The following is a 24,035-nucleotide window of genomic DNA, read 5'->3' on the forward strand; positions in this document are numbered from 1 at the left end:
CAGACGCGCTTTAGGCGTCACCGGCGGGCAGATCTGGCCTGTCGGGCCGGAGGATCCGAATGCTGCTGGAATATTTCCAGATGATTGACCGCGTCGAAGCGGTCGACCTGAAGAAGGGTACGCTTAAGGCGCGATCCGTCGTGCCGGCCAAGAGCCCCGTCTTCGAGGGTCATTTTCCCGGCATGCCGCTCGTTCCCGGCGTGCTCCTGATCGAGACCATGGCCCAGGCCTCCGGCATGCTGGTGCTTGCCGTCACCAATTTTGCCGCCATGCCCTTCCTGATGATGGTCGACGGCGCCAAGATGCGCACCTTCGTCGAACCGGAAGCTGTGCTCGACATCGAGGCGGTGCTGGAGCATGACGGTTCGGGTTTCGCAGTTACCAAGGCTAAAATCACCAGCGCTGGCAAGAAGGTCTGCGATGCGCAGCTGAAACTGCGCACCATGCCGTTTTCCGAGGTACCGCTCGGCGATATCGTGAAGAAACGTGCCGGCGAAATCGGGCTTCTCGAAGCGATCGCGGCGCAGGGAGTGATTGGATGAGCAAGGCTGCAAACGACGTCGTCATCTCGGGCATCGGCATCGTCACCTGTCAGGGCGTTGGCAAGGACGCGCATATCGCGCTGCTTTCGGCCGCCAGTGCGCCGAAAGCGATCGTCGAGACCGAGAAGTTCAAGCCCTATCCGGTGCACCCGCTGCCTGAGATCGACTGGTCGCAGCAGATCGCCAAGCGCGGCGATCAGCGCCAGATGGAGAACTGGCAGCGCATCGGCGTCTTCGCCGCCGGCCTTGCGCTCGATGATGCTGGTTTCAAGGATGATATCGAGGCCTGCGGCACGATGGACATGATCGTGGCGGCCGGAGGCGGCGAGCGCGACATCAATGTCGACACACTGATCGTCGACGAAGCGCTGAAGCGCAATGACCGCGAGTTGCTGCTCAACGAGAAGCTGACGACCGAGCTGAGGCCGACACTGTTCCTCGCCCAGCTTTCCAACCTGCTCGCCGGCAATATCTCGATCGTGCACAAGGTCACCGGTTCGTCGCGCACCTTCATGGGCGAGGAAGCGGCCGGCATATCCGCCGTCGAGACCGCCTTCTACCGCATCAAATCAGGCGAATCCTCGCATGCACTTGTTGGAGGCGCCTTCGCGGCTGAGCGGCCTGATATGATCCTGCTCACCGAGGCGATCGGCGCCCATGCGCGTGGCGATTGGGTGCCGCTTTGGTCGCGCAAGCCGAGCGATGGCGGCGGCATGATCACTGGTTCGGCAGGCGCCTTCCTGGTGCTCGAATCGCGCAAACATGCTGAAGCCCGCGGCGCCCATATCTATGCTGTCATCGACGCGGTCGAGGGCGACCGCGGCAACCGCAATTCCGGCAATCTCGAAGTTCGGCTGGAGCGGCTTTTGGCACCGGCTGCCGGGCTTGCCACTGAGAGCACGGCGATCTTTTCCGGATCGACCGGCATGCACGATCTTGCCGCCCGCGAGCGGGCGGTGCTCGAACATCAATTGCCCAACGTTGCGATCCGCGGCTTCGGCGGCGTCACCGGCCATACGATCGAGACGCAGTTCACGCTGGGTCTAGCGCTTGCAGCCCTTGCCGTCGACGGCAAGGCCAAGGTTCCGCCGTTCGATGCCGCTCATGAGGCGCCGATGCGGGCAGGGGCCACGGCCGCCGTCGTGACCACGGTCGGACACCAGCGCGGCGAGGGCGTTGCCGTTCTTTCCGCAGATGCGTGAGGAGTGAGAAATATGACAGCTTCCGCTTATAGAGATCACCTCGGCCGTCCGATCGTAGCTGTTACCGGCATGGGCATCATCACCTCGCTCGGTCAGGGCCTCAGCGATAACTGGGCAGCGCTTTCGTCAGGCACGTCGGGCATCCATGAGATCAACCGCTTTCCGACCGAGGGCCTGTCGACGCGGATCGCCGGCACCGTCGATTTTATCGGCATCCCGGTGCCGAACGCCGTCGAGCGCTCCTATGCCTTCGCCCGCGAAACGACGATCGAGGCGCTTGCCGATGCCGGCCTTTCCGGCGATTTCAACGGCCCGCTATTCCTCGCCGCCCCGCCGATCGAGCCCGAGTGGAGCGCGCGTTTCGAGCTTGCCGACCGTTCGCCGGCCTCCGACCATCCGGGGGATGCCTATGAGCGCTTCCTGACGGCGCTGCGCCAGCGTCCGGATCCGGCCTTCCATGAGGCGGCACTGTTCGGTGCGATTTCCGAGCGCCTTGCCGACCGGTTCGGCACCCGCGGCCTTCCCGTCACGCTGTCGACCGCCTGCGCCTCCGGGGTCACGGCGATCCAGCTCGGCATCGAGGCGATCCGCCAAGGCCGCACGGATCGCGCATTGACGGTCGCCACCGACGGATCGCTGAGTGCCGAAGCGCTGATCCGCTTCTCGTTGCTGTCAGCTCTTTCGACACAGAACGATCCGCCGACCAAGGCTTCCAAGCCGTTCAGCAAGGATCGCGACGGCTTCGTTATCGCCGAGGGTGCTGCGACCCTGGTACTGGAATCGCTGGAGTCAGCGGTTGCCCGCGGCGCCAAGGTGCTCGGCATCATGAAGGGCGCCGGCGACAAGGCCGACAGCTTCCACCGCACCCGGTCGTCGCCCGATGGCGGCCCGGCAATCGCGACGATCCGCGCGGCCCTTGCCGATGCCGGTATCGACGAGAGTGGCATCGGCTACATCAATGCGCACGGCACCTCGACGCCGGAGAACGACAAGATGGAGTATGGCGCGATGTCGGCCGTGTTCGGCGACCGGCTCGTCGGCATTCCCGTGTCGTCGAACAAGTCGATGATCGGCCATACGCTGACGGCGGCGGGCGCCGTCGAGGCGGTGTTCTCGCTGCAAACGATGCTGACCGAAACGCTGCCGCCGACCATCAATTACAACAACCCCGATCCGTCGATCGTTCTCGATGTCGTGCCGAACAAGAAGCGGGAAGCCCAGGTTTCAGCGGTGCTTTCCAACTCCTTCGGCTTCGGCGGGCAGAATGCCAGCCTTGTCATGGCGCTCGAACCGGCTTAAGCGGTTCGCGACAATTTCAAAACAAGAAGACCGTCTTGAAGGCGAGGGATTTTGCCATGCGCGCTTTGCAACTGATCGATGACCGCAAGCTTGAGATCACCGAGCTGCCGGAACCGGACGCTCCTGGTGCCGGCGAGGTGACGCTGCGCGTCAAGGCGGTGGCGCTCAACCATATCGACGTCTGGGGCTGGCGCGGCATGGCATTCGCCAAGCGCAAGATGCCGCTGGTCATCGGTGCCGAAGCCTCCGGCGTCGTCGAGGCCATCGGGCCGGGCGTCGCCAACGTGCTGCCGGGCCAGCTCGTCTCCATCTACGGCGCGCGCACCTGCGGCCTCTGCCGCCCCTGCCGCGAAGGCCGCGACAATCTCTGCGAACATGTCTCCGGCGTGCACGGCTTCCATCTCGACGGCTTCGCGCAGGAGAAGGTCAACCTGCCGGCGCGCCTGCTGGTGCCGGCCCCTCCCGGTGTCGACGCGATCGGCGCGGCGCTTGCTCCGGTCACCTTCGGCACGGTCGAGCACATGCTGTTCGACAATGCCAAGCTTGAGCCGGGCGAGACGATCCTCGTCCATGCCGGCGGCTCCGGCATCGGCACGGCGGCGATCCAGCTCGCCAAGAAGATCGGCTGCACCGTCATCACCACGGTCGGTTCGGACGACAAGATCGAAAAGGCCAAGGCGCTCGGCGCCGATCACGTTATCAACTACCGCACCGACCGTTTCGAAGGCGTGGTGCGCAAGCTCACCAAGAAGAAGGGCGTCGACGTCGTCTTCGAACATGTCGGCAAGGACACCTGGGCAGGCTCGATGCTCTGCATGAAGCGCGGCGGGCGCCTCGTCACCTGCGGCTCGACCTCGGGTGTTTCCACAGAGATGAACCTGATGATGCTGTTCCAGCAACAACTCAAGCTCTTCGGCTCCTTCGGCTGCCGCATGGAGAACATGGCGGACGCGATGCAGAAGATGGGCCGCGGGCTCGTCCATCCGGTCATCGATACCGAGGTCAGCTTCAGCGATATCGACCGGGCGCTGGAGCGGATGGAATCGCGCCAGATCTTCGGCAAGATCATCCTGAAGATGGATTGACCGCGTGAAGCTGTTCATCACCCGGATCGTTCTGGCGCTGAGGAATTTCCAGCAATGGCTGGTGGCTCAAGTGATGTTCGGCTTCCTGAATTTCCTGAAGCTGTTTCCGGCCGATGGTGCGATCCGATTCGCCGACAGGATGATGCGCCGCGTCGGCCGGCTGACCAGCCGCCACAGACTCATGCTGACCAATCTGCGCAATGCCTTCCCTGAGAAGAGCGAGGCCGAGATCGAGGAGATCGCGCTCGCCAGCTGGGGCAATATGGGCCGGCTTGCGGCCGAATATGTCTTCCTCGATCAGCTGTTCGACTATGATCCTGAAAAGTCGGAGCCGGGCAGGGTGGAAGTGTCGGGCGTCCCGATCTTCCTCGACCTGCGTGACAATCCGCGCCCCTTCATCGTCTTTACCGGCCATACCGCCAATTTCGAGCTGCTGCCGGTGGCGGGTGCCGCCTTCGGGCTCAACGTCACCGTGCTCTTTCGGCCGCCGAATAATCCTTATGTCGCCAAGAAGGTGTTCGACTTCCGGAGCGCCCGCATGGGCAAGCTGGTGCCCTCGCATGCAGGCTCGTCCTTCGCGCTCGCCCGTCAGCTGGAAGCAGGCCAGGGGGTGGGCGTGCTGGTCGACCAGAAATTCCGCAAGGGGCTGAAGGGCACCTTCTTCGGGCGCGACGTCAAGACCAATCCGTTGTTGCCGAAGCTGGTGCGCCAGTTCGACTGCGAAGTCTATCCGGCCCGCTGCATCCGGCTGCCGGGAAATCGCTACCGGCTGGAAATCGAGCCGCGGCTGGACATGCCGCGCGACGCCAAGGGCAATCTCGACCTGCCGGCCGCCGCCCAGCTGCTCAACGACAAGGTGGAAAGCTGGGTGCGGGAATATCCGGAGCAGTGGCTCTGGTACCACGACCGCTGGCAGATCAAGCAGACGCTCGCGCCTTAGAATAGGATCCTCCAAACGAATGGTTGGAGCATGATGTCGCCCGAAACCGCTCACAGTTTTCGGTATGATACTCTAAAAAAGGTCCACCCCCATTTATCAGCGGTGAAAAGCGGCAGGTGCTCTCGGATTGAAACTGAGGGCACTTCATGTTACCCGTCACCACCAAGACGCGAATAATGTCTACCGGAAGGCGCATTTTTGGGAAGTGCGGCCAATGTGAGGTTTCGGACTCGTCTCTTGGCACAATGGGAGTGGGAGGCGTCTTGCTGGAGCTTTTTCGAGCTTTTTCTTTGCGTTGCGTGCAAATCGAGGAAGCCATACGCCTGGGCGACGACCAGCGCGTCACGGCGCTCGACCGTCATGTCGAGCCGCTGGTCGAGGCAATCCTCGCCTGCCGGGCAGCCAATCTGCTCGAAGTCTACATGCAGCTGCAATTTATCAGCCACCTGATAAGCCAGGATGCCGACGACAGCGCCAGCGTCACGGAGCATACGTCGGTGCTTTCCTATCTGCTCGACCGCTATTTCGGGGCGCATGGGTCGGACTGGCGCGTGCCTTCGCCGCAGGATGTGCGCATCGAGCCGCCGCCGGCCTATGTGCCGGATACCGACAATGGCCAGTTCCTCAACGCGGTAATCCTTGAAAGCCTGCCGGATCGCGTGGCGGTGCTGACAAGGGATTATCGCTACCTCTATTCCAATCCAGCCAACAGCGCCCATCTCAACAGGAAGCCGATGGAGCTCATCGGCCGCCACCTTTCCGAATTCATCGGCGAGGAGCAGTTTGCCGAATGCGCCAAGCATAAGCTCGACGCCTGTTTTGCCGGCGACCAGATCGACTATACCTATGAGCGCTCGGACGGCAGCGGCCGGTCGCGGCAGGTGCGCTGTCGCATGTCGCCGCTGCGCGATGCGGGCGGCACGGTGATCGGCGCCCTGCTCGTCATGGAAGATATCGACCGGCTGTCGCAGGCTGCCTGATCCCGGTCGGTAGCCTTAGGCAGCCTGACCAACTCGGCTGCCTCGGGTAATCCGGCTAAGCAGCCGCCCAGACGGCGAGTTCGTAGCCATCGCGGTCGAGGAAGTGGAAGCGACGGCCGCCGGGAAAATCGGTGATCGGCCGGCAGATCGTGCCGCCGGCTCTTTCGACTGAGGTCAGCACTTCTTCCAGATCATTGGCATAGACGACGACCAGCGGGCCGCCGCCCGTCCGCACCGGTCCGAAATCGGTAAAGCCGCCCTTCAGCCGGCCGTCGTCGAATTCGCAATAATTCGGGCCGTAATCGGTGAAACGCCAGCCGAAGGCCGAGCCGTAAAAGGCTTTGGCGGCAGCGATGTCGGCGACGTTGAATTCGACATAGTCGATGCGGCGGTCGTGGTTTTCTGTCTTCTCGGCCATCTATCTCTCCATCAGGGCTTTCAGCATGGCGAGATCCTTCTCGACATGGGCGGCATCGGCGGAAAACTGCGCGTCGGTCATGCCGGGCAGACGCAGCAGCGTGAACATGACCTCGCAGCCATCGCCGTTCGGCACGATGCGCAGGGCATTATAGACCCTGAGGCCGGATTCGATCGTCACCGTATGGTCGATCACGCCGAATTCATTGGCAGGCACGAAGCTCACCCTGATTTTTCCAAGAGCGCCATCGGCGATCCAGTCGGCACCATCAGGATCGAGCCCGGTCGCAAGGCCGGAGGCCCAGAGCGGCATGTTCTCCGGCTTGCCGGCGAATTCATAGACGTCGCGCCAATCGCGCTCGATCGACCGGTGGATGATTTTCGCGGGCATTGTCGTCATGGCTTGCAGGTCCCTGTCATTTGGTTTCGTCAGAATAACAAACCGGCCGACAGCGTCTTGAACAAAACGGTCAGTCGCCTCTTTTCCGCATATCGAGTTGGTCGAAAATGACGGCGGGCGTCAGGGTCGAAAGCTCGCCGACCTCCCGCGTCATGTGGGGCTGGTCGGCAAAGCCCGCTTCGAGCGCAAGGCGGGCAAGCGGCATCGTGCCCGACTTGCGGCAGAGGTCGAGGAAACGCTGAAACCGGCGGATCCGTTCCAGCGTCATTGCGCCGTAGCCGAAATGATGGTGGCAGCGACGACGCAGCTGCCTTTCGCTCATGCCGAGCCGGTCGAGCAGGCCGGATGCCGGGCGGCCGCCGTCGGCGGCGGCGAAGATCATCGCGGCGTCGCGGGCGGGCTCCTCCGCATCGCGCGCGGTCCCTTCAAGCAGGCGGCCAAACAGCGCCATCGCGGCCGAGGGGTCGGGACAATCCGCAAGCCGCGCTTCGAATTCGGCGGTGTCCTTCCGGCCGATGTCGGCAAGGGGCACCGAGCAGCCGACCAGCGCCGAGAGCGGCGTCTTCAGCCAGGGTGCTGCAGCGCCAGGCGCAAAACGTGCGCCTATGACGGTCGCGCCCGGCTGGATGACGGGAAAGGCCGCCGTCCTGTCGGGGCCGGCGACGACCAGCCGGCCGTCGATCCAGAGAAGATCGCAATAGCCATCCGGCACGATCGCCACCATTGCCGGCGGTCCGTTATGGAGCGCATGAGACCAGAGGCGGCTGAAATGGCGCCGCAGCGTCGGCGGCGACGCATATTCGCGGTAGCGGCCGGCGCGGGCCGCCAGGAGAGCCATCTCTTTTCGTTTTCCCGATGCCAATGCGATATCTCCCGAGGCACTGATAATAACATGAGATAGGGCATTGCGGGCAGGACGCGCGAAAAACTTGCGGCTTCGGAATAAGCGGCAGCTGGCGGGTTGTCGGACAAGCGGGGATATTGCAAGCTCATTTCATGGGCTTTTGCGAACCGATTAGACCCTTGTGAGACTTGCCGTTTGACCGAGACAGTGCCACAACACCGGTCCAAATGACACATCGGAGGTTTGTCGTGGAAAAGGCAGAAATCGGACTGATCGGCCTTGCGGTCATGGGCTCCAACCTGGCGCTCAACATCGCGGAGAAAGGCAATAAAATCGCGGTCTTCAACCGCACGCCGGAGAAAACCGACGAATTCTACGAAAGCGCCGGCGATCTGAAGAAGCAGATCGTTCCCTGCAAGACCATCGAGGAATTCGTCGATGCGATCCGGCCGCCGCGTCCGATCATCATCATGATCAAGGCGGGTGAGCCCGTCGACCAGCAGATGGAGCTGCTGCGCCCGCATCTGTCCAAGGGCGACATCATGATCGATGCCGGCAACGCCAATTTCCGCGACACCGTCGCCCGCTTCGATCGGCTGAAGAATACCGATCTGACCTTCATCGGCATGGGTGTTTCCGGCGGCGAAGAAGGTGCGCGCCACGGCCCGTCGATCATGGTCGGCGGCACCGAAGAGTCCTGGAAGCGCGTCGAGAAGGTGTTGACCTCGATTGCCGCCCGCTACAATGACGAGCCCTGCGTCGCCTGGCTCGGCAATGATGGCGCTGGCCATTTCGTCAAGACCATCCATAACGGCATCGAATATGCCGATATGCAGATGATCGCCGAAATCTACGGCATCCTGCGCGACGGCCTCGGCAAGAGCGCCTCCGAAATCTCCGGCATCTTCGGCGAATGGAACAATGGCCGGCTGAACTCCTACCTGATCGAAATCTCCGAGAAGGTGCTTGCCGCAACCGATCCGGTCTCCGGCGGACCGATGGTCGACATGATCCTCGACAAGGCCGGCCAGAAGGGTACCGGCAAGTGGTCGGCGATCGAGGCGCAGAACATGGGCATTCCGGCAACGGCGATCGAAGCCGCGGTCGCCGCCCGCAGCCTCTCCTCGATGAAGTCGCAGCGCGAAGCCGCCGAAAATATCTTCGGCACGCAGGCAGTGTCCTTCCCGATCGCTTACGGCCCCGAACTCAACAAAGATCTGGAGCTGGCGTTGTTTGCCGCCAAGATCGGCGCCTATGCGCAGGGCTTCGCGGTGATGGCGGAAGCGTCGCGCGAGTTCAACTGGTCACTGCCGATGCCGACGATTGCCAGGATCTGGCGCGCCGGCTGCATCATCCGCTCGCAGTTCCTCGACGAGATCACCTCGGCCTTCACCAAGGCGCCTGACGCTGCAAACCTCATCGTCACGCCGGCTTTCTCCGACATGGTCAAGGAATCGATCCCGGCGCTGCGCCGTGTCGTCGGTGCCGCGATTGCCGCCGGCCTGCCGGTGCCGGCGCTGACCTCGGCGCTGACCTATTTCGACGCCTATCGCCAGGGCAGGGGAACGGCAAACCTCATCCAGGCACAGCGCGACTTCTTCGGCGCCCACGGCTTCGACCGCCTTGATGGTAAGGATTTCCACCACGGCCCCTGGGGCAGCGGTGCCTCGACGTTCTGAGGTTTACCGATTTTCAAGGAGAGGCCCGGCCACAGTGCCGGGCCTCTTGCTGAGATGCCGCGGCCGAGAACCCGGAGGTCTAAGTGACGAGCATTCGGATAGCCGCCGCGCAGACGCCGGAATTTCGGGAGAATCTTGGGGCGGCGCTGGATTATGCCTGCGGGATCGCCGCTCGTGCCGAGGCTGAGGATGTTGCCCTGCTGGTCTTTCCAGAAGGTTTTCTCCAGGGCTACCTGACCGATGAAGCATCGGCGCGGCGGGTTGCCCTCGATCTCGCATCAGCCGAGTTCGCGGCGGTCCTGGATCGGTTGCCGAAGTCGGGACCGGTGCTGGTCATGGGGCTGATCGAGATCGATGATGGGCGATTGTTCAACACCGCCGTCGTCGTCGAGCGCGGCGTTCTCCTCGGTCGCTACCGGAAAACCCACCTGCTGCCCGGCGAGCGGGCTTTCGAGGCAGGAAAGGACAGTCCGCTCTTTGCGATCGGTGCCCTGCGCTTCGGGATCAACATCTGCTACGACACCAATTTTCCGGAGGCAGCCGCAAAGGTTGCTGCGTCTGGCGCATCGCTGATCTTATGCCTGTCCAACAACATGATGCCACGGGAGAAGGCGGAAATATTCAAGCCGCTGCATAATGCCGTTCGCGGTGAAAGATGCCGCGAGGCAGGCCTGTGGCTGATATCGTCCGACGTAACGGGTGAGCGCGACGGGCGCATCGCCTGGGGGGCGACGGCGGTGCTGAACCGGCAAGGGCAGGTCGTGGCGCAACTGCCGCTGGAGGAGCCCGGCTTGCTGCTCTTCGATTTTCCCTGCATAGCACCTGTGAGCTATGGCGGTTGAGGAATTGACAGAGATGCTTATCCGAGACGAAACGCCTGATGATATCGATGCGATCCATGATCTGACCTCGACCGCCTTCAAGCCAATGCCCTACAGCGACGGTACGGAAGCGGAGATTGTCCGAAGACTTCGCGCGGCGGGCGATCTCACGATATCGCTGGTGGCCGAGCAGGATGGCGAGATTCTCGGGCATGTGGCGTTTTCGCCGGTGACGATCGACGGCGCGCATGATGCCTGGTTCGGGCTGGGGCCGATATCGGTCAAGCCGGAGAGACAGCGGCAGGGTATCGGCAAGGCGATGATTGCACGGGGTCTCGAATTGTTGAACGATATCGGCGCCAGCGGATGCGCGCTGATCGGCAATCCCGAGATCTACAGCCGTGTCGGTTTCAGCAGCGACGGACAGTTGACGTATCTCGACCTCGATAGGCGGCTGGTGCAGAGGATTGTCTTTCGCGGATCTCCGCCAAGCGGGACGTTGCAATTCGCCCCAGCATTTGAAAGCTAGAATATTCCGTTCAACGGCTGAAACTCCAAACTCAAGCTGACAGAGAAGGCGACGACATGTCCCAAGCGGGCGCGATGACCATTCGAACCGAGCGTCTCAAGCTCCGCATGCCTGTTATCGGCGATTTCGCCGCCTATGCTGAGATCATGGCATCGCCGCGATCCGTCGGAATGGGCGGCCCGTTCGATCTGCGCGCGGCGTGGGGAATGTTCTGCCACGACGTGGCTCTCTGGCAGCTTTTCGGGCACGGAGCGCTGACGATCGAGCTTGGCGAAACCGGCGAATGCGTCGGTCAGGTGGGGATCAATCACGGCCCTCTCTTTCCGGAGAAGGAGCTCGGCTGGTTCGTCTATGAAGAATATGAGGGCAAAGGCTATGCGACCGAAGCGGCCTTGGCGCTGCGCGACTGGGCTTTCGCAACGCTCAAGCTGCCATCGCTCGTCAGCTATATCGCTCCCGGCAATGCTGCATCTGTAGCCGTTGCGGAACGGCTGGGCGCGCGTCTCGATCCCACAGCACCCCGAACTGATCCTGCCGATCTCGTTTACCGTCACCTCGCTTCCTGAACGGAGAACATGGTCTTGGGCGCACTGTGATTGGTTGCAGACGTCTCAGTCCCTACATGTTGATCAGCTAGGGAATCGAGTTCCGCAAGAGATGGGCATATCCGATGACGGGCGAGAAGCGGGAACACTGGGACGAGGTCTATCGCACGAAACCTGCCGACAGCGTCAGCTGGTATCAGCCGACGCCCGGGCCTTCCTTGCGGGCGCTTGACGAACTGCAACTGCCGGCCACGGCCTCGCTGATCGATGTGGGCGGCGGCGCATCGAGCCTTGTCGACCGTCTTGTCGAGCGCGGTTGGTCCGACCTCACCGTCCTCGACATCGCCGCGCCGGCGCTCGATGTCGCCAAGGCGCGGCTGCGGGATGAAGCCGCCCGCATCACCTGGGTGGTTGCCGACGTCACTTCATGGCAGCCCGACCGCCATTACGATGTGTGGCACGACCGCGCTGTTTTTCACTTCCTCACCGAGCCCGAGCAGCGGCTGGCCTATCGCCGCGCGCTCGAAACCGGCACGGCGGCGGGCAGCGCCGTGATCATCGCGACCTTCGCGCCGGACGGGCCGGAACGGTGCAGCGGCTTGCCGGTCCAGCGTTACGACGCGGTGGCGCTTGCGACCGAATTCTCGTCCACCTTCGCGCTTCAGCGTGACTGGCGGGAGGAACACACGACACCCGGCGGTGGCCGGCAGTCGTTCCAGTGGTGCATTTTTCGGAGGCGCTGAGCCCCTTTTGAGAAGGCGGCGGAGAGACGCCCTAGCGATCTCGTCTACTGCTGCCTCGTTTCCCGAGGGAGGCAGTCGAGGATGAAATCCGCCCGGTCGGCGACCGCGATTTTCGGCAGCATGACGACGTCGTAGCCGAGCGTCGGATAGACGGCGACAAGTCGATCATATTCCGCGACCGCCTCGTCGAAGCCCTGGCGCCGCTCGGGGTCGGTCGTGTAGATTTCGGGCCATGGCGGCGTGAGAAAAACCCTCGGGTGATAGCGATGAGCGGCGCTCAATTTTTCCAGGACCGGTTCTCCGGTCAGGTGCTGCAGCGCTGCCGCGGCATCGATCAGCCCGCGATCAAAAAACGTCCAGCCGGCCTGCTCACGCGCAGCCTTGTGATCGGCGATCGCCATCTCGATCGCGCGGCGGGCAAACGCGGCCATGTCGGCCCAGGGCAGGGCGGTGCCGCCGCTCTCGATCTCCTGCTTGACGATCCGTCGGCCGGGCTCTTCGACGACGGCATGACCGCGTGCAGCAAGCTCAGCAAGCAGCGTCGATTTTCCGCCGCCGGAACATCCCGAAATCAAGACCGACCCGTTCACCTTCAAGCTCCCGTCTCAGGCGGCTCGTCGGGCGCGCGCCAGGCCGTGGTCCACCAGTCGGTCGATGATTTCGGCGTAGGTGACGCCGCTTGCCGCCATCGCCTTGGAATACATGCTGATATCGGTGAAGCCGGGGATGGTGTTGATTTCATTGACGAGGAACTGCATGTCATCCGTCAGGAAGAAATCTATGCGGGCCATGCCGTCGCAGCCGACCGCCCGGAAGGCTCTTGCGGCCACGTCGCGCATGGCGGTCTCGACCTCCTGCGGCAGTTCGGCCGGCACTTTCAACGCCGCACCTTTCTCGTCGATATATTTGGCATCGTAGCTATAGAAGTCGTGGCTTTCCGCCGGCACGATCTCGCCCGGCCGGGAGACGAAGAGTTCTCCTGCCGCATCCTCGAGCACACTGAATTCGATCTCGCGGCCGCGCACGAATTCCTCGGCGAGCAGCGTGCGATCGTGGCGGAAGGCCTCAGTAAGGGCGGGTGCGAATTCCTGGCTGGCATGGACCTTGGCGACACCGACCGACGATCCCTGGCGCGCAGGCTTGATGAAGAGCGGCAGGCCGAGCTCGCCTTCCAAGGCTGCCAGTGAAGGGGCGGCACCCTCATGGATCGTCACCGCGCGCGCCACCGGCAGGCCCGCCGCCCTCAGCAGGCGTTTAGCGATGTCCTTGTCGAGCGCCGTGGCCGAACCGAGGATGCCGCAACCGGCGAGTGGAACGCGGGCCACCTCCGCCGCGCCCTGTACCGATCCGTCTTCGCCATGCTGGCCGTGAAGGACAGGAAACAGGATGTCGACCTTTGCTAGGTCATGCGGCGCGCCATGAGTTGGGATCGCCAGCACCCGGCCGCGCCCACCCGGCACCAGGCAGATTTCCGTGCCTGATGAAGGTGTCGCCAGCACGCCATCCTCAAAACTGCTCAGCAGCCACTGTCCGTCGCGCGTGATGAAGACGGGGACTGCGTCGTATTGCTCGGGCATGAGCGCGCCCATGACATTGGTTGCCGAGAGCACGGAAACTTCATGCTCGGCCGAGCGGCCACCGAAGAGCACGGCAATGCGCAGCCTGTTTGGGGATGGGGTCATGAAAGCTCCGAAACGATCTGGCGTGAAAAGGGTCAGGCGTCGACCGATATGCCGCGATTGGCGAAGAAGCGGTCGAATACGGCAAGCGGCAGCGTCACGTCAGCCTGGCTCGCCTCGTCATGGCCGGACGGGTTGTGAAAGCGGATTGTCTCGTCGCTGGCTGCCGTCACCAGCACCAGGTGTCCGCCCTTCGAGGGCGGTTCTCGCTCCGGCCAGCGGATGCCAGAGTTCACCGAGGCGATGAAGAACCGGCGTTTCGCGAGATGCCCGGGAATGGCCGATGTCTCGACGCCGGTCATCGTCTCCGCGCTAAGTCTGAAGCGCTCGGCTGCGAAGCGGACGAAGGGCGCGTAAATCAGCCCTTTGATCGAGGCGTCGATCTCGTTGACCGCATAACCGCCATAGGCGGTGCAGGCGTGGGCAAGCTCGATGGTCGGATGGATTTCACCGCGGGCGGCAAGAATCATCTTCAGGCAGGCCATGCCGCAGACATTGACCGCCCAGCGCGCATATTCCTCGATCGTCGCGGCCCCAGAATGGCGCCAGAGCGGATCGCGCAGCAAAGCCTGCCATCCCTCGGCAAGCACCGGCAGTGTCATGCCGGGTGTTTCCCATTGGCTGAAATAGGGCACGCCGCTCTGCTGCATCCTGTCGATATCCCCCGTGACTCGTCTCATGAGATGGCGGGTAATCTTGGCTTTTTTCAAACCGATGCCCCGCTTGCGAATCCAAGGCTAAGGTGCAGTTTTCTTCAGGTCCACTTAATTAAAATAAACATATAGGTTAGAAATTATGGCTGATTGATCAACCGGAGAAACGGGCTTGGATTTCTTCCGATTGCGCACACTTCGCGAGCTCTCGCGCCGCGAGACGATGGCTGCGGTCGCCGACGCGCTCGGCATTTCCTCATCGGCCGTTTCCCAGCAGATCGCCCAACTGGAGGACGAAGTTGGAATCCCGCTCGTTGAGCGGCGCGGGCGAGGGGTGACGCTGACACCGGCCGGACAGCGGCTCGTTGTGCATGCCGACCGGATATTCGGCATTGTCGAGGAAGCCAAGACCGATATTGCCGAGTTGCAGAATATCGTCGCGGGCGACCTGAGGATCGCCGCCCAACCCTCCGCTGCTTCCTCCTTCATTCCCGCCGCGATGCGCCAACTCGCCATCGACCATCCGCATCTCGACATCGTCATGACGACGATGGGACCTGCCGAAGGCGTGGCAGCGCTCCGGGCCTGGCAGGCCGATATCGTCATTGCCGACGACATATCCTTCGATCCGCATACGCTGGAGGGCACGGCCGACACGCTGTTCCTGTGCCGCGACCAGCTCTTCGTGCTTCTGCCCGCTGGCCACAGACTGGAGAGCGTGCCCGTCATCGAACTCGCACAGCTGAGGGATGAACATTGGGCGCTCGACGTCGCCTCCAGCGCCTATTCCATGGCCATCCGCAAGGCCTGCCGCGACATCGGTTTCGAGCCCGTCATCAACGGCTTTAGCGACAGCTTCGAAGTGGTGTTCGCACTGGTGGAAGCCGGGTGCTCGATTTCGGTGATGCCCGGCCTGGCGCTCAAAGATTTCGGCGGAGCGCTGGTCGTCAAGCCCTTGGTGCCATCCGTTTGCCGTGGCATCCATGCGATTACCCGGCGCGGCGAGGTGCGCAACCCGAAGGTCGCGGCGGTGCTCGATCAGCTGGTGAGGAGTGCGCCGCGGGATTTGAACAGATCCTGATTTTCACGCGAATGCACTCTTGGCAGGAGCGATCATATCGGGCACTCTTGGCTCATGATTATGGCAACTCAAGCAGCAGACGCTCGCGCACGCGACGCACGACTTACCACCACGGCCTCCTGATCGGAGCCGGGTTAACACTGTCGTTTGCTTTCTCCTTATTTGCCTTGAGCCACCGTCCATGGACACCAGATCGTTTCCAAAGCCACATCGCGCTTTTTTCGTCCGGAGCGTCGCGCAGACGTCCTACGCCGCAACTCCGCGTGCGTTTCGACTTAGCCGCGGCTGCCGGACGTCACCGGAGCACCGGCAGCCGTAGCTGCTCCTGAACCACAGAACGCCCATTTTCAGGACACGCCGCCGCAGAGCCGGCCGGCGCCAGGAGTGATGCATGCCTTATGATCCCAGGACGATCGAACCGAAGTGGCAGGCCTATTGGGCCGACCACCATACCTTCCGAGCGGAAATCGATCCGGCCAGACCGAAATTCTACGCACTCGATATGTTCCCATATCCTTCCGGTGCGGGCCTGCATGTCGGCCATCCCCTCGGCTATACGGCCACTGATATAGTGTGCCGCTACAAACGCATGTGCGGCTTCAACGTCCTGCATCCGATGGGATGGGACAGCTTCGGCCTGCCGGCGGAGCGCCACGCGATGCGGACTGGTGTGCATCCTGATATCACGACAAAGCGCAATATCGAGACCTTTCGCGGGCAGGTGCAGAGGTTGGGTTTCTCCTATGACTGGAGCCGCGAGTTTGCCACCACCGATCCCGCCTATGTGCGCTGGACGCAATGGATATTCCTGAAGCTTTTCGAGAAGGGCCTCGCCTATCAGGCCGAGGTCGCGGTCAACTGGTGCCCGGCCCAGAATGCCGTGCTCGCCGACGAGGAGGTTAAGGACGGGCGTTATGTCGAGACCGGCGACCCCGTCATCCGCCGCAGGATGCGCCAGTGGATGCTGCGCATCACGGCCTATGCCGATCGGCTGCTGCAGGGGCTGGACGGCCTCGATTGGCCCGAAAACCTGAAAACCATGCAACGCAACTGGATAGGACGCTCCGAGGGCGCCAAAATCCGGTTTCCGCTCGAGCACGGCAAAGAGGTCATCACCGTCTTCACGACGCGTCCCGAGACCCTGTTCGGAGCAAGCTATATCGTGCTCGCGCCGGAGCATCCTGCAGTTGCCGCCATCGTCGAGCCCGCAATGCGCGAGGCGGTGGCCGCCTATATTGCCGAGGCGGAAGAATTGGAAGAGACGGTGCGGGCCGATGCCGGGCGAGAGAAGACGGGCGTCTTCACCGGCGCCTATGCGATCAACCCTGCCAACGGAGGCCGGCTGCCGGTTTGGGTGGCCGATTACGTGCTGGCTGGTTATGGCACCGGCGCCCTGATGGCGGTGCCGGCTCATGACGCGCGCGACTACGCTTTTGCCCATGCGCACGAGCTGCCGATCATTCGCGTGATCGACAGCGAGGACGATATCGAAAAGACGGCTTATGAGGGCGAGGGAGCGATGGTCAACTCCGGCTTCCTGGATGGCCTGGGCTCGCCGGAGGCGGGATCCGCCATCATCGCCTGGCTGCAGGCGAACGGCGCGGGCTGGGCGAAGGTCATGTACCGCCTGCGCGACTGGCTGTTTTCCCGCCAGCGCTACTGGGGTGAGCCGATCCCGGTGCTGCATCTGGCGGATGGCTCGGTGATGCCGCTGCCGGAGGAATGCCTGCCGCTGCTGCCGCCTGAACTGAACGACTACGCTCCGACGCCAGATGGCGAACCGCCGCTTGCCCGTGCGCAGGCCTGGGTCGAAACGATCGTGCCGGGTACCGACATTCCGGCACGGCGGGAGACTAATACGATGCCGCAATGGGCGGGCTCCTGCTGGTATTATCTCAGGTTCCTTGATCCGGAGAACGCCAGCGAACCCGTCGGGCGCGAGGCCGAGCGCTATTGGATGCCGGTCGATCTCTATGTCGGCGGTGCCGAGCATGCGGTTCTGCATCTGCTCTATGCCCGCTTCTGGCACAAGGTGCTCTACGATATCGGCGTCGTTTCGACGGAAGAGCCGTTCGAGCGGCTGTTCAACCAGGGCATGATCCTTGCCCGTTCCTACCGCGATGCGGCAGGCCGGTATTACGCGCCATCTTCCGTCGTCGAAGAGGAGGGAAGATGGTTCGCTGGGTCGGTCGAAGTGCAGCGCGCCGTCGAGAAGATGTCGAAGTCGCAGCTGAACGTCGTCGATCCCGACGATGTCGTCGAACAGTTCGGGGCCGACGCCTTGCGCCTGTACGAGATGTTCATGGGGCCGCTGGATGCGGCAAAGCCCTGGCAGACCGCCGGCGTGATCGGCGTGCGCCGGTTTCTGGAGCGCGCCTGGCGCATCGTCTGCGACGAGCGTGACGAACTCTCGCTGGCGGTGCGGGAGGAGACTGCGAGCCCGCAGCTTCTGCGCTTGCGCCACCAGACGGTGAAGGCCGTGACCTCGGATATCGAAGCAATGCGGTTCAACACCGCCATTGCCCGGCTGATGGAGCTGGCCAACGCGCTGACGGCGGAGGTCGTGCGACCGCAGGAGGTCGTGGAGACGTTCGTGCTGTTGCTGTCACCTTTTGCGCCTCACATCGCGGAGGAGTTATGGGGTAAGCTCGGTCATCGGGAAACGCTGACATGGGTTTCCTGGCCGGCCTTCGACCCTGCAATGGTCGAGATGGAGACCCGCAACTACGTGGTGCAGATCAACGGCAAGGTTCGCCACCGCTTCGAAGCCGTCGCCGATCTTGGCGAGGCGTTGCTCGCAGCCGTGCGATCCGACCCCGCCGTCATAGCCTTGCTTGACGGCAGAATGGTGGTCAAGGAAATCGTGGTCCCGGGGCGACTGGTGAATTTCGTCGTCGAAGACCCGTGATACCGCAAGCCAATCGTCGGATTGAGCCCCGACGGTCGGTTCTCGCCAGCCGCGGCGGCCGGACTTCGTAAACACCCCACGAATCACAGACCCCCGGATTTCTCCGGGGGTCTGGCAGCAATCCGGGCCAGACAATTCGCCCGGCCTCCATGTCATTTCCCGGCGGCCTGCGCGGCATACATATAGCTGTCGTAGCTGTATTCGGCGACGCGGAACCATTCGAAGGATTCGTCGCGGAATTTTTTCCAGCCGGGATAGATCTTCGCCCAGGCGGGGTGCTTCTCTCCGTATTCCGCATAGAGTTCGAAGGAGGCCTTGTAGGCGGCGTCCATGACGTCGCGCGGCAGCGGGCGGAGCTTGACGCCCTTGCCGACGAGCGAGCGGATCGCCGTGGTGTTCTTGACGTCGTAGAGCGACTGCATGTTGATGTTGGCCGATTTGCAGGCGGCGTCGAGTGCGGCCTTGTAGGCATCCGGCAGGGCTTCGTACTGGGCCTTGTTGATGAAGAAGTGGATGGTCAGGCCGCCTTCCCAGTAAGCCGGGTAGTAGTAGTTCGGAGCGATCTGGTAGAAGCCGAGACGTTCGTCGTCATAGGGGCCGATCCACTCTGCCGCATCGATCGTGCCGCGCTCTAGGGCGGGGTAGATGTCTCCGCCCGGCAGCTGCTGCGGGATAACGCCGAGCCTTGACATGACCTCGCCGGCAACGCCTGCGATGCGCATCTTGACGCCCTTGAGATCGGCGACGCTCTTGATTTCCTTGCGGAACCAGCCACCCATCTGGGCGCCGGTGGCGCCACCCGGAATGCCGACCACGCCATAGTCTGCGAGGAACTCGTTATAGGCCTCGTTGCCGCCGCCGTGATAGAGCCAGGCATTCTGCTGGCGGCCGTTGAGGCCGAAGGGGATGGTCGAGCCGATCGCGAATGTCGGATCCTTGCCGGTGAAGTAATAGCCGCAGGTGTGCGCGATTTCGACCGTATTGGCCTTGACCGCGTCGATCGCCTGCGGACCGGGAACCAGTTCGCCGGCCTGGAAGACCTGGATCTGGAACTTGCCTTCGGTGATCTTCGACAGGGCATCGGCCATGACGACCGCGCCGCCATAGATGGTGTCGAGATTGTTCGGGAAGCCTGATGTCAGGCGCCATTTGATCGTCGGCAGTTCCTGCGCAACGGCAGGTGCTGCAAGTGCTGCGCCGGCCACCGTGGCTGCGCCGCCGATCGCGCCTTTCGTCAGAAAGTTACGTCGATTGATCGTGTTGGTCATGTCGTCCTCCTCGGGTTGATCAATGGGCTCAGGCGATCACCTGGGCATTCATTTCGTAGGTTCTGCAGGCGGTGCGCCGAAGCTCGGCGTTGGCGATCCGAAATCGGGTGCGGGCGCGTCGAATGACGGTGCGGTCGGCTCGCCGGTGGAAGGCTCGGGCGCGCCGAACGGCTGGGTAGCGGTGCCGAACGGGTTTTCTCCGCCTTGGCCTGGCATCGGCACGTTGAGCTGAATCGTCGAGGGGTCGACGGTCACCTGTCCCGCCTTGTAGTGGGTGACGAGGCCGGGGAAGGCGATGACGATGGTGACCATGACCAGCTGGATCGCCAGGAAGGGCAGGGAACCCATGTAGATCTGGCCAGATGTGACCGGCTGTATCGTCGCGCCGGTGATCCTGTCCTTGTATGCGCGGCTCGGGGCGACCGATCTCAGATAGAAGAGCGAGAAGCCGAAGGGCGGATGCATGAACGAGGTCTGCATGTTGATCGCCAGCATCACGCCGAACCAGATCAGGTCGATCCCGAGCGCGTCGGCGACGGGCGCCAGCAGCGGGATGATGATGAAGGCCAGCTCGAAATAATCGAGGAAGAAGGCGAGAAAGAACACCAGCAGGTTGGCGACGATCAGGAAGCCGACCTCGCCGCCGGGGATCGACGTCATCAGGTGCTCGACCCAGACATGGCCGTTGACGCCGTAGAAGGTCAGCGAAAAGACGCGGGCGCCAAGCAGGATGAAGATCACGAAGGACGAGAGCTTGGCGGTCGCGTAGAGCGCCGACTTGATCATCGTGAGATCGAGACGACGGTTGAATGCCGCAAGCAGCAGTGCTCCAACCGCGCCCATGGCGCCGCCTTCCGTCGGCGTCGCCAGGCCGATGAAGATCGTGCCGAGAACCAGGAATATCAGGACGAGCGGCGGGACGAGGGAGGTGACGACCTTGCCGAGCAGCTTCCATCCGCGCAGGGATCGGGCTTCCGGCGGCAGTGCGGGAACGCTTGCCGGGCGAATGAACGACATGACGATGATGTAGCCGGCATAGGCGGCGACGAGCAGGAGGCCGGGAACAAGCGCGCCCTTGTACATGTCGCCGACGGACCTGCCGAGCTGGTCGGCGAGAATGATCAACACCAGGCTCGGCGGGATGATCTGCGCCAATGTTCCGGAGGCCGCGATCGTGCCGGCGGCGACACGCCGGTCATAACCGTAGCGCAGCATGATCGGCAGCGAGATCAGGCCCATCGAGATGACGGAGGCAGCAACCACACCTGTCGTCGCCGCCAATATCGCGCCGACGAAGATCACGGCAAAGGCGAGGCCACCGCGGATCGGGCCGAAAAGCTGGCCGATCGTGTCGAGCAGGTCTTCGGCCATGCCGCTTCGCTCGAGGATTAGGCCCATGAAGGTGAAGAAGGGGATGGCGAGCAGTGTCTCGTTCGACATCTGGCCGAAGATGCGATCCGGGATCGCGCCGAAGAGGTTGATCGGCAGCAGGCCCATCTCGATGCCGATGAAGCCGAACACGAAGCCGACGAAGGCGAGCGCGAAGGCGACGGGATAGCCGAGCAGCAGCACGACAATCAGCGACAGGAACATGATCGGCGCGAGGTTTTCCGCGAAGAAGGCAAACATAGGGATGTTCCTGGATTTAGAGCGCTTGTGCTTCGGCGTCGGCCAAGGCGACGGCGTCAGGCATTGCCCCGGTGAGGATGGCGATGCGCTTGATGAGTTCGGACAGACCCTGCAGGGCAAGCAGCCCGAACCCTGCCGGGATCAGGGCCCATACCGGCCAGAGGATCAGGCCGCCGGTGTTGTTCGACACCTCGCCGCTCTGGAATTTGGCGACCACGATCGGCCAGGACAGATAGATCGTCACCAGGCAGAAGGGCAGCAGGAAGAAGATCGTGCCGAAAACCTCGACCCAGAGCTGCGCGCGGCGCGGCAAATGCCCGTAGACCAGATCGACCTTGACGTGTTCGCTGCCGAGCAGCGTCCAGGCGGCGGCGATGAGGAAAGCCGCCGAGAACAGATACCATTGCGCCTCGAGCCAGGCGTTCGAGCTGAGATTGAAGAGCTTGCGGGTCGTCGCGTTGACGGCGCTGATCAGCACGGCGGCGAGCAGCAGCCAGGAGACAGCCTTGCCCAAAAAGGTGTTCAACGCGTCGATCGCACGCGATAGCGTCAGTAAGCCAGACATCGAATAATCCTCCCGACGGCAGCACGAAGCGCGCCGTCCGCCAAGTGCTATCGGCGTGCGGAGATCCGAACAAGGAGCCGTTCCGGGCAAAAACCGATAGCCTACCCAGTAGTGGGTATGTCTGCCTCCGGGGAGGTGAGGCCGTTGTCGATCGCGAAACGAACGAGGCCGGCCGTCGTGGCGATGCCGAGTTTTTTCTTGATCTTCTTGCGGTGCGTCTCCGCCGTGGCTTCGGAAATGCCGAGCGATTGGGCGATGTCGCGGTTGCTCCGGCCGGCTGCGATCAGCAGCAGGACGTCATGTTCGCGGGTTGTCAGAGGCACCGGCGATGCATTCGACCGCTTTTCGAGCAAGACCTCGGAAACGCCTGACGAGAAATAGGTCTTCCCCGAAGCGACCGCCTCGATGGCGGAGACGATCTCATCGGTGGAGACGTCCTTGAGGATGTAGCCGGCGGCGCCATGAAGCACCGAGGTCGAGATATATTCCCGACTGTCGTGCATCGAAAGCATCAGGATACGCGTTCGCTGCAGGCTCTCCCTGAAGAGCTCGATGGCGTCTATCCCGCTCAGCTGCGGCATGTTTATGTCCATCAGGACGACATCGGGCCTGGTGCGCAATGCGAGCTCCAGTCCGGTACGCGCCATGCCGGCTGTGCCGACGACCTCGATGTGATCATAGGTCTTCAACAGCGCTTCCAGCCCCTCCAGGACGAGCGGGTGGTTGTCCACCAGCAGCACCCTGATGGTTCCCGGCGCGTTCATGCAGCCTCCTTAGCCCCGTCGGGATTTGCCCCGGCGGATTTCGGAAGCATCGCAGTCAGCGTCGTTCCCTCCGATGTGGAGTTGATCAGCAGGACGCCGCCAAAATGCGCCATGCGCTCCTGCATGTTGCGCAGCCCGAGCCCGCCCGTTGGTGAAGCCTGGCTTACCGCGCCATGATCGAAGCCGAGGCCGTTATCGGCAATGATCATCCGAACGCGGCCGCGAACGGTCCAGACCCTGATCGAGCCGGCAGTGGCGCCCGAGTGCTTTTCGATATTGTGAAGCGCTTCCTGAGCGACACGGTAAAGCGCTGTCGCCGCCTCCGGCTTGAGATTGCCGCGGAAGGGCGTGGCATCAAGGGACATGTCGATGCCGGTTCTTTCGGTGAAGGCCGCAAGCAGCGCCTGGAGTGCGGCGGCAAGACCGAGGTCATCGAGCGCGCGCGGACGAAGATCGTGGGACAGCCGGCGGACCTCCTTGATCGCTCCATTCAGGGCCTCGGCGCCCCGATCGATCGCGCCGGAGGCGTCGTCGCTTTTGCTGCGGACCTTCCTGCTTGCCAGGTCGATCGCATATCTGACGCCGACGAGATTCTGGGAGATGCCGTCATGCAGCTCTCGGGCAAGGCGGGCGCGCTCCTGCTCCTGCGTATCGATGATCCGCTTCGTCAGTTCTTTGAGCTTGCCGTCCGCCATTCGGCGCTCCCTTAGCGTCACCAGCATGCAGGCCGCAAAGACCAGAAGCACGGAGGGAACCGCGATCAGCGCCACGACCATGAAGGTCTTGCGGATATTGGCGCGAAGATCCGCCTTGGCGGCGGCGGTCTGGGCGAAGACGTCGTCGAGATAGACGCCGGTTCCGAGCATCCACTGCCACTTGTCGAGCCCGACGGCGAAAGAGAGCTTGTCCGCCATCTCGCCGGAGGAGGGTTTCTGCCATTTGTACTGATGGAGGCCGCCGCCTTCCTTGGCTTTCTCGATCAGGTTGGCGATGACGGGATCGCCGTCCGGATCGACGAGGTCGAGCCAGTTGCGGCCCGGGCGGAACGCCTGCCGGGGATGGACGATGTTCTTGCCTTCATAGTCGTAGACGAAGAAATAGCCGTCCTTGCCGTAATCGAGCGACGTCAGTATCTCCCGCACCTTCTCCTTGGCCGCCTCGTCATCAGGCCCGGCCGCATCATAGGTGCTCTGGATCGCCGACAATGCGAGGTTCGTCAGATTGAGCAGCTCGGTTTCCTTGGCTTTCAGCATGTTGCGCTCGAACGTGCCGATACTGCTGCCGACAAGGGTGGCCGACTGCCAGGTGATGAAAGCGGTGACGGTCAAAATCGCGATCACGAGCGGGATGACCGTCAGTGCGATGATCTGATGTCTGAGGTTCATGACGTCTCCTCCGCGCCCGTCCTGCCGCTATATGCAGCAGATTGACCTGGAACCTCAAGCGTTTTGGCATTCGGCGG

24 protein-coding genes are annotated in these 24,035 nt (G+C 62.8%); 13 read left to right on the forward strand and 11 right to left on the reverse strand.

What is annotated here, in order from left to right; translation table 11 throughout:
- Nucleotides 1-59 precede the first annotated feature (59 nt).
- From HFO71_RS05010 to HFO71_RS05035, 6 genes are all read left to right on the forward strand, one after another.
- A complete protein-coding gene (locus tag HFO71_RS05010) occupies nt 60-542 on the forward strand; it encodes an ApeI family dehydratase (RefSeq protein ID WP_077978419.1) in 483 nt (160 codons plus the stop codon).
- Nucleotides 539-1,744, forward strand: a complete 1,206-nt coding sequence (locus HFO71_RS05015; protein WP_131661656.1) for a beta-ketoacyl-ACP synthase — start codon at nt 539-541, stop codon at nt 1,742-1,744. Before HFO71_RS05010 ends, HFO71_RS05015 begins: the two co-directional genes overlap by 4 nt.
- Nucleotides 1,745-1,756: 12 nt before the next feature.
- A complete protein-coding gene (locus HFO71_RS05020) occupies nt 1,757-3,043 on the forward strand; it encodes a beta-ketoacyl-ACP synthase (protein ID WP_221987584.1) in 1,287 nt (428 codons plus the stop codon).
- 56 nt (nt 3,044-3,099) lie between these two features.
- Complete coding sequence (locus HFO71_RS05025; protein ID WP_131664925.1) at nt 3,100-4,128, forward strand: zinc-binding dehydrogenase; 1,029 nt, start codon at nt 3,100-3,102, stop codon at nt 4,126-4,128.
- Between the two features lie 4 nt (nt 4,129-4,132).
- Complete coding sequence (locus HFO71_RS05030; RefSeq protein ID WP_221987585.1) at nt 4,133-5,068, forward strand: lipid A biosynthesis lauroyl acyltransferase; 936 nt, start codon at nt 4,133-4,135, stop codon at nt 5,066-5,068.
- A 263-nt stretch (nt 5,069-5,331) separates the two neighbouring features.
- Nucleotides 5,332-6,048 (forward strand): PAS domain-containing protein, encoded by a 717-nt coding sequence (locus HFO71_RS05035; protein ID WP_131642346.1) that lies wholly within the window; start codon nt 5,332-5,334, stop codon nt 6,046-6,048.
- A 55-nt stretch (nt 6,049-6,103) separates the two neighbouring features.
- Here the strand turns inward: HFO71_RS05035 and HFO71_RS05040 are convergent, their stop codons facing one another.
- From HFO71_RS05040 to HFO71_RS05050, 3 genes are all read right to left on the reverse strand, one after another.
- Complete coding sequence (locus HFO71_RS05040) at nt 6,104-6,466, reverse strand: VOC family protein (protein WP_017964658.1); 363 nt, start codon at nt 6,464-6,466, stop codon at nt 6,104-6,106.
- A complete protein-coding gene (locus tag HFO71_RS05045; RefSeq protein ID WP_020050326.1) occupies nt 6,467-6,865 on the reverse strand; it encodes a polyketide cyclase in 399 nt (132 codons plus the stop codon).
- 70 nt (nt 6,866-6,935) lie between these two features.
- Entirely contained in the window at nt 6,936-7,727 is a 792-nt protein-coding gene (locus HFO71_RS05050; RefSeq protein WP_206989680.1) for a helix-turn-helix domain-containing protein, read from the reverse strand.
- 209 nt (nt 7,728-7,936) lie between these two features.
- Here HFO71_RS05050 and gndA point away from each other — a divergent pair, with 209 nt between their 5' ends.
- The 5 genes from gndA (at nt 7,937) to HFO71_RS05075 (ending at nt 12,026) form a co-directional block, all read left to right on the forward strand.
- Entirely contained in the window at nt 7,937-9,388 is a 1,452-nt protein-coding gene (gndA, locus tag HFO71_RS05055; protein ID WP_206989681.1) for an NADP-dependent phosphogluconate dehydrogenase, read from the forward strand.
- A gap of 83 nt (nt 9,389-9,471) precedes the next feature.
- The gene (locus HFO71_RS05060) at nt 9,472-10,230 is read left to right on the forward strand and encodes a carbon-nitrogen hydrolase family protein (protein ID WP_221987586.1); all 759 of its coding nucleotides are present in this window, start codon (nt 9,472-9,474) and stop codon (nt 10,228-10,230) included.
- 13 nt (nt 10,231-10,243) lie between these two features.
- Nucleotides 10,244-10,738 carry a GNAT family N-acetyltransferase gene (locus HFO71_RS05065; RefSeq protein ID WP_206989686.1) on the forward strand — a complete coding sequence of 165 codons (495 nt, stop codon included), beginning with the start codon at nt 10,244-10,246 and terminating at the stop codon, nt 10,736-10,738.
- A 56-nt stretch (nt 10,739-10,794) separates the two neighbouring features.
- The gene (locus HFO71_RS05070) at nt 10,795-11,304 is read left to right on the forward strand and encodes a GNAT family N-acetyltransferase (protein ID WP_168287850.1); all 510 of its coding nucleotides are present in this window, start codon (nt 10,795-10,797) and stop codon (nt 11,302-11,304) included.
- Nucleotides 11,305-11,408: 104 nt separating this feature from the next.
- A complete protein-coding gene (locus HFO71_RS05075; protein ID WP_132609091.1) occupies nt 11,409-12,026 on the forward strand; it encodes a class I SAM-dependent methyltransferase in 618 nt (205 codons plus the stop codon).
- Between the two features lie 44 nt (nt 12,027-12,070).
- Here the strand turns inward: HFO71_RS05075 and HFO71_RS05080 are convergent, their stop codons facing one another.
- Genes HFO71_RS05080 through HFO71_RS05090 form a run of 3 tightly spaced genes read right to left on the reverse strand, consistent with a single transcriptional unit; the run spans nt 12,071 to nt 14,355 of the window.
- Nucleotides 12,071-12,616 (reverse strand): AAA family ATPase, encoded by a 546-nt coding sequence (locus tag HFO71_RS05080; protein ID WP_168287851.1) that lies wholly within the window; start codon nt 12,614-12,616, stop codon nt 12,071-12,073.
- A gap of 15 nt (nt 12,617-12,631) precedes the next feature.
- Entirely contained in the window at nt 12,632-13,708 is a 1,077-nt protein-coding gene (locus HFO71_RS05085; protein WP_168287852.1) for a D-alanine--D-alanine ligase family protein, read from the reverse strand.
- Nucleotides 13,709-13,740: 32 nt separating this feature from the next.
- Nucleotides 13,741-14,355, reverse strand: a complete 615-nt coding sequence (locus tag HFO71_RS05090; protein WP_168287866.1) for a C39 family peptidase — start codon at nt 14,353-14,355, stop codon at nt 13,741-13,743.
- Between the two features lie 175 nt (nt 14,356-14,530).
- Here HFO71_RS05090 and HFO71_RS05095 point away from each other — a divergent pair, with 175 nt between their 5' ends.
- Both HFO71_RS05095 and leuS read left to right on the forward strand, forming a co-directional pair.
- The gene (locus HFO71_RS05095; protein WP_206989688.1) at nt 14,531-15,439 is read left to right on the forward strand and encodes a LysR family transcriptional regulator; all 909 of its coding nucleotides are present in this window, start codon (nt 14,531-14,533) and stop codon (nt 15,437-15,439) included.
- Between the two features lie 391 nt (nt 15,440-15,830).
- Entirely contained in the window at nt 15,831-18,347 is a 2,517-nt protein-coding gene (gene leuS, locus HFO71_RS05100; protein ID WP_206989703.1) for a leucine--tRNA ligase, read from the forward strand.
- A 152-nt stretch (nt 18,348-18,499) separates the two neighbouring features.
- Here leuS and HFO71_RS05105 read toward each other — a convergent pair whose 3' ends face one another.
- The 5 genes from HFO71_RS05105 to mctS form a co-directional block, all read right to left on the reverse strand.
- A complete protein-coding gene (locus tag HFO71_RS05105) occupies nt 18,500-19,615 on the reverse strand; it encodes a TRAP transporter substrate-binding protein (RefSeq protein WP_168287854.1) in 1,116 nt (371 codons plus the stop codon).
- Between the two features lie 48 nt (nt 19,616-19,663).
- Nucleotides 19,664-21,244, reverse strand: a complete 1,581-nt coding sequence (locus HFO71_RS05110; RefSeq protein WP_131642360.1) for a TRAP transporter large permease — start codon at nt 21,242-21,244, stop codon at nt 19,664-19,666.
- A gap of 16 nt (nt 21,245-21,260) precedes the next feature.
- Entirely contained in the window at nt 21,261-21,809 is a 549-nt protein-coding gene (locus HFO71_RS05115) for a TRAP transporter small permease subunit (protein ID WP_077978406.1), read from the reverse strand.
- A 101-nt stretch (nt 21,810-21,910) separates the two neighbouring features.
- The gene (gene mctR / locus HFO71_RS05120) at nt 21,911-22,573 is read right to left on the reverse strand and encodes a two-component system response regulator MctR (protein WP_221987587.1); all 663 of its coding nucleotides are present in this window, start codon (nt 22,571-22,573) and stop codon (nt 21,911-21,913) included.
- Nucleotides 22,570-23,958, reverse strand: coding sequence for a two-component system sensor histidine kinase MctS (gene mctS / locus HFO71_RS05125; protein WP_025394890.1), 1,389 nt, complete (start codon nt 23,956-23,958; stop codon nt 22,570-22,572). Before mctS ends, mctR begins: the two co-directional genes overlap by 4 nt.
- Nucleotides 23,959-24,035 lie beyond the last annotated feature (77 nt).

The sequence above is a fragment of the Rhizobium laguerreae genome, assembly GCF_019778565.1.
In the GTDB taxonomy this organism is placed as follows: Bacteria; Pseudomonadota; Alphaproteobacteria; order Rhizobiales; family Rhizobiaceae; genus Rhizobium; species Rhizobium laguerreae.

Coding starts and splice junctions, on each gene's coding strand:
- HFO71_RS05010 (WP_077978419.1), top strand. CDS start 60: ATGCTGCTGGAATATTTCCAGATGATTGACCGCGTCGAAGCGGTCGAC.
- HFO71_RS05025 (WP_131664925.1), top strand. CDS start 3,100: ATGCGCGCTTTGCAACTGATCGATGACCGCAAGCTTGAGATCACCGAG.
- HFO71_RS05085 (WP_168287852.1), bottom strand. CDS start 13,708: ATGACCCCATCCCCAAACAGGCTGCGCATTGCCGTGCTCTTCGGTGGC.
- HFO71_RS05115 (WP_077978406.1), bottom strand. CDS start 21,809: ATGTCTGGCTTACTGACGCTATCGCGTGCGATCGACGCGTTGAACACC.
- HFO71_RS05075 (WP_132609091.1), top strand. CDS start 11,409: ATGACGGGCGAGAAGCGGGAACACTGGGACGAGGTCTATCGCACGAAA.
- leuS (WP_206989703.1), top strand. CDS start 15,831: ATGCCTTATGATCCCAGGACGATCGAACCGAAGTGGCAGGCCTATTGG.
- HFO71_RS05020 (WP_221987584.1), top strand. CDS start 1,757: ATGACAGCTTCCGCTTATAGAGATCACCTCGGCCGTCCGATCGTAGCT.
- HFO71_RS05045 (WP_020050326.1), bottom strand. CDS start 6,865: ATGACGACAATGCCCGCGAAAATCATCCACCGGTCGATCGAGCGCGAT.
- mctS (WP_025394890.1), bottom strand. CDS start 23,958: ATGAACCTCAGACATCAGATCATCGCACTGACGGTCATCCCGCTCGTG.
- HFO71_RS05070 (WP_168287850.1), top strand. CDS start 10,795: ATGTCCCAAGCGGGCGCGATGACCATTCGAACCGAGCGTCTCAAGCTC.
- HFO71_RS05015 (WP_131661656.1), top strand. CDS start 539: ATGAGCAAGGCTGCAAACGACGTCGTCATCTCGGGCATCGGCATCGTC.
- gndA (WP_206989681.1), top strand. CDS start 7,937: ATGACACATCGGAGGTTTGTCGTGGAAAAGGCAGAAATCGGACTGATC.
- HFO71_RS05105 (WP_168287854.1), bottom strand. CDS start 19,615: ATGACCAACACGATCAATCGACGTAACTTTCTGACGAAAGGCGCGATC.
- HFO71_RS05040 (WP_017964658.1), bottom strand. CDS start 6,466: ATGGCCGAGAAGACAGAAAACCACGACCGCCGCATCGACTATGTCGAA.
- HFO71_RS05110 (WP_131642360.1), bottom strand. CDS start 21,244: ATGTTTGCCTTCTTCGCGGAAAACCTCGCGCCGATCATGTTCCTGTCG.
- HFO71_RS05065 (WP_206989686.1), top strand. CDS start 10,244: ATGCTTATCCGAGACGAAACGCCTGATGATATCGATGCGATCCATGAT.
- HFO71_RS05090 (WP_168287866.1), bottom strand. CDS start 14,355: ATGCAGCAGAGCGGCGTGCCCTATTTCAGCCAATGGGAAACACCCGGC.
- mctR (WP_221987587.1), bottom strand. CDS start 22,573: ATGAACGCGCCGGGAACCATCAGGGTGCTGCTGGTGGACAACCACCCG.